The following is a 3,475-nucleotide window of genomic DNA, read 5'->3' as shown; positions in this document are numbered from 1 at the left end:
TTACTCTTCTTTTTTGGTCCATACTGATCATCCTTTCTAACTCCTCTCTCTTTATTTGAGAAGAGTATATCATTTTTTCTTCCTCAGTGGACCATTTTTCAATTTTATTCATGGGGTACTTTTAGTTTACACTATACATTTCATATATTTCATCACATATTTTTAAAGTAGAATCTCTATGAGTTATTATCCCTATTATTTTTCCTTTTTCTTTTAATTTTATCAAAATATTATGAATTAATACTTCATTTTTTGAATCCATTGCGGATGTAAATTCATCGAGTAATATAATCTGAGGGTTGTTTATTAAAGCTCTGGCTATAGCAATTATTTGTTTTTGACCTCCAGATAAATTTATGTCTTTAATTTTTTCATCTATACCTTTTTCAAATTTTGATACCATTTTATTTATTCCGGTTACTTCTAAAATTTCTTTTAATTTTTCTTCTGATATTTTTCTTCCCATTAATATATTCTCTTTTATCGCACAATTCTTAAACAACTCTGGTTCTTGTTCAACAAATCCAATATTTTTTCTTAAAAGACTTATATTTGCATTTTCAGTATCATTAAATATTATTTTTCCTTTGTTAGCTTTATATAATCCCATTAAAACATTAAATAACGTTGTCTTCCCTGTTCCATTTTCCCCAATTATTCCTATGATTTTTCCTTTTTCTAACTTTAATTCTATCGAATCTAAAATCTTTTTATTATCAAAACTAAATCCAATATCTTCAAGTTTTATAGATTCTATATTACTTTCTTCTTTTAACTCTGGAATATGTTCTTCTTCATATTTTGTTATTTCAATAACTCTTTTAATACCTCCCCAGGAACTCCTTAATACAGTATTTACTTTCATTAACAATTGTAAGGGATTCATTAATGTTTGTATATATGTCCAAAAAGCAATTAATGTTCCCACTGTTATTTCATCTTTTATTATTAAATAACCACCATAACTAAATACTCCCACTGTTATCAGGCCATTTATAGAATTTCCTAACGCACCTGTTAATTTTATCCATTTTGTAAATTTTTTGCTTATCTTATAATGATTGTCCAGATAATTATCTATCATATTAGATATCCAGCTATTGGATGCCATTAATTTAATTGTTTTCATGTTATTTATAACATCAATTAACATATTCGATATTTCTCCAAATACTTCCCTTTCATGAATAGAAAATTTTTCTGATTTTTTATTTATTAATTTTAAAATTAATAAAGAACATATCGTCAAAATAATTGGAACTAATGCTAATTTCCAATTTAAATAAAAAAGCATTACTATTATTCCTGCTATTTGTAAGACTGATAATGCAAAAATTGGAAATACCTGTGAAACTACAACACCAACCATTTCAAGATCAGACATTAATTTCGAAATTAATTCTCCAGAATTTATCTTCATGAAAAAATCATACGGCAATTTTGTTAACTTTATAATTATTTCCTTTCTAATATCTTTTTTTGCTTTTAAAGCATTAAATTCAAATATAACTTCTCCAAAATAGGTTATTAAAGAAATTCCAAAAAGAGTTGCTATCATCAGTAATATGTACTTAAACAATATATGAATATTTTTAGATGGTATTACTGTATCTATTGTATATTTTATCAATATTGGAAAAATCAATATTGATAATGCCATTAAACTTATAAAAATAATAGCAATTATCTGTCTTTTCCAATACTTCTTAAACAATCCAAACAAAAAATGATTTATTTCTCTTTTTTCTAATTTCTCATTTTTTATTTTTTCTGCCATATGAATAATTCACCTTCTTTTTTATTCGAAAACTTTAAGCATCTTGGATCATATTTATAAAAGTCTTCATAATATTTATATGATACCGCTCTACAACCTCCATTACACATACTGAATTTTTCACAATTAATACAATCTTCAATATTTACATTATATCTAAATTCATTAGCTTTCTGAGAAAACCATATTTCTTTTATTGTATTTTTATATATATTTCCATAACTAAAAGCCTTTTTATTTATACCTTCTACAACATCACATAATATAACTTCTCCATCTGCGCAAATCTGCATAGATATTTTTGCTCCACCACAAGTTATATTTGAAGTATATGTTTTCAATCCAAAAACAACTTTAATATTTCTATTATATATTTCTTCATATTTTTTCCCAGAGTTATAGCATAATTTAAATCTTCCTCCTCAAGAGTTTTAGAAACATTTCCTCTTCCTATAGGTAATAAAGGAACAATTCTTATTTCTTCAACACCTAAAATTGGAAGATTTTTAAATAACTGTTCTAAATCATATAAATTGTCTTTAGTTAAAGTTATTCTTCCTCGAGTCTTTACATTATATACATTACACCAATAAAAAGCCTCTATTATTCATCTTTTTTTAATCCAGTTAGTCTTGACCATTTTTGAGAATCCCATGTATCTATACTAATCTGTATATTTCTTAAACCAGCTTCGACTAATTCAATAATTTTATTTTTAGTTAACAATGTCCCTTTTGTTGAAAGTTCATAATTTATTCTTCTTTTTTCTAAAAAACGAATTATTTCAGATAAACCCGGATGAGCAATAGGATCTCCTCCAGATAATGATACATATTCAACTTTTCCTAATTCCTCTGCTTCCTTTATTATGGAAATAACTTTTTCAGTTGGTAAATATGTTCTAGAAGTGTTTGGATTAAATCTACCAAAGCAATAATCACAATTTAAAGGACAATAATCTGTAAGGAAAAACCTATACTATTTATTTTTTGAGGTATAATCGTAGGATTATCTATTTCAGGAATAAAAATAAATTCATCTTTTTTATATCTAGATAATCTTTTACTTAATTTCTGAGGTAAAATACTAATTATATTAGCTTTTAAATATTTATTTATTAAATCGGTTAGATCATTTTCAACTGTATTGTATGGTACATCATATAAGTTAGAAATATTTAATACTATTTCTTCAATATTTTTTGTTCCATCACATAATGACAAAAAATATGCTTCAGTATGAGTTAAAAAGATCAAATTAGTTCCGCCAATATATTTTAATATAGCTCCCTTGTTAGTCTTTATTAAGTCGATTTTTGGTGATAACAATAATATTTCATTTTTCATAATATCCCCATTCATGTATAATGTTTTCGTATAATTAATAAATTTGATATTTATTTTTAAAAAAAAGCATTCTAACTCTGAGTTATTATATAACTATAGTAATTCTATCCCCCCATGCACAAAAGTTGCTTAAAAAAATCTGACTAACTTTGGTATATAAGTTGGATTGCTACCGGAGAATTAGCTATAGCTCTTACATATAACGAGGCTCTTTTCTTATATACCCAGAGTTAGAATCTAATTCTGAAAGGTTGTGTTTCTATGTTGTTTGTTGGTATCGATGTTTCTACAGATAAACTTGATTATTTTCTTGATAATTCTATCAATGGTGTTGTTGATAATTCTATCGATG

At 25.3% G+C, this 3,475-nt stretch carries 3 protein-coding genes and 1 pseudogene; all 4 read right to left on the bottom strand.

The window, feature by feature from the left end; translation table 11 throughout:
- Positions 1 to 121: 121 nt before the first annotated feature.
- The 4 genes and pseudogenes from AS160_RS09165 to AS160_RS11290 all read right to left on the bottom strand — a co-directional run bounded on the left by AS160_RS09165 (position 122) and on the right by AS160_RS11290 (position 3,123).
- Positions 122 to 1,777: an ABC transporter ATP-binding protein gene (locus AS160_RS09165; protein WP_165148030.1), complete on the bottom strand. Its 1,656-nt coding sequence runs from the start codon at positions 1,775 to 1,777 to the stop codon at positions 122 to 124.
- On the bottom strand, positions 1,762 to 2,118 hold the full coding sequence (locus tag AS160_RS11300; protein ID WP_206528163.1) for an SPASM domain-containing protein: 357 nt from the start codon (positions 2,116 to 2,118) through the stop codon (positions 1,762 to 1,764). The genes AS160_RS09165 and AS160_RS11300 overlap by 16 nt, the downstream gene beginning before the upstream one ends.
- Before the next feature lie 262 nt (positions 2,119 to 2,380).
- A pseudogene (locus tag AS160_RS11295) lies at positions 2,381 to 2,683 on the bottom strand (radical SAM protein); the annotation flags it as partial.
- Positions 2,684 to 2,721: 38 nt separating this feature from the next.
- On the bottom strand, positions 2,722 to 3,123 hold the full coding sequence (locus AS160_RS11290; protein WP_206528162.1) for a PqqD family protein: 402 nt from the start codon (positions 3,121 to 3,123) through the stop codon (positions 2,722 to 2,724).
- Positions 3,124 to 3,475 lie beyond the last annotated feature (352 nt).

Origin of the sequence: Marinitoga sp. 38H-ov, assembly GCF_011057715.1 — a bacterium.
Classification (GTDB): domain Bacteria; phylum Thermotogota; class Thermotogae; order Petrotogales; family Petrotogaceae; genus Marinitoga.
This window is presented reverse-complemented; position numbering and strand designations above follow the sequence as displayed.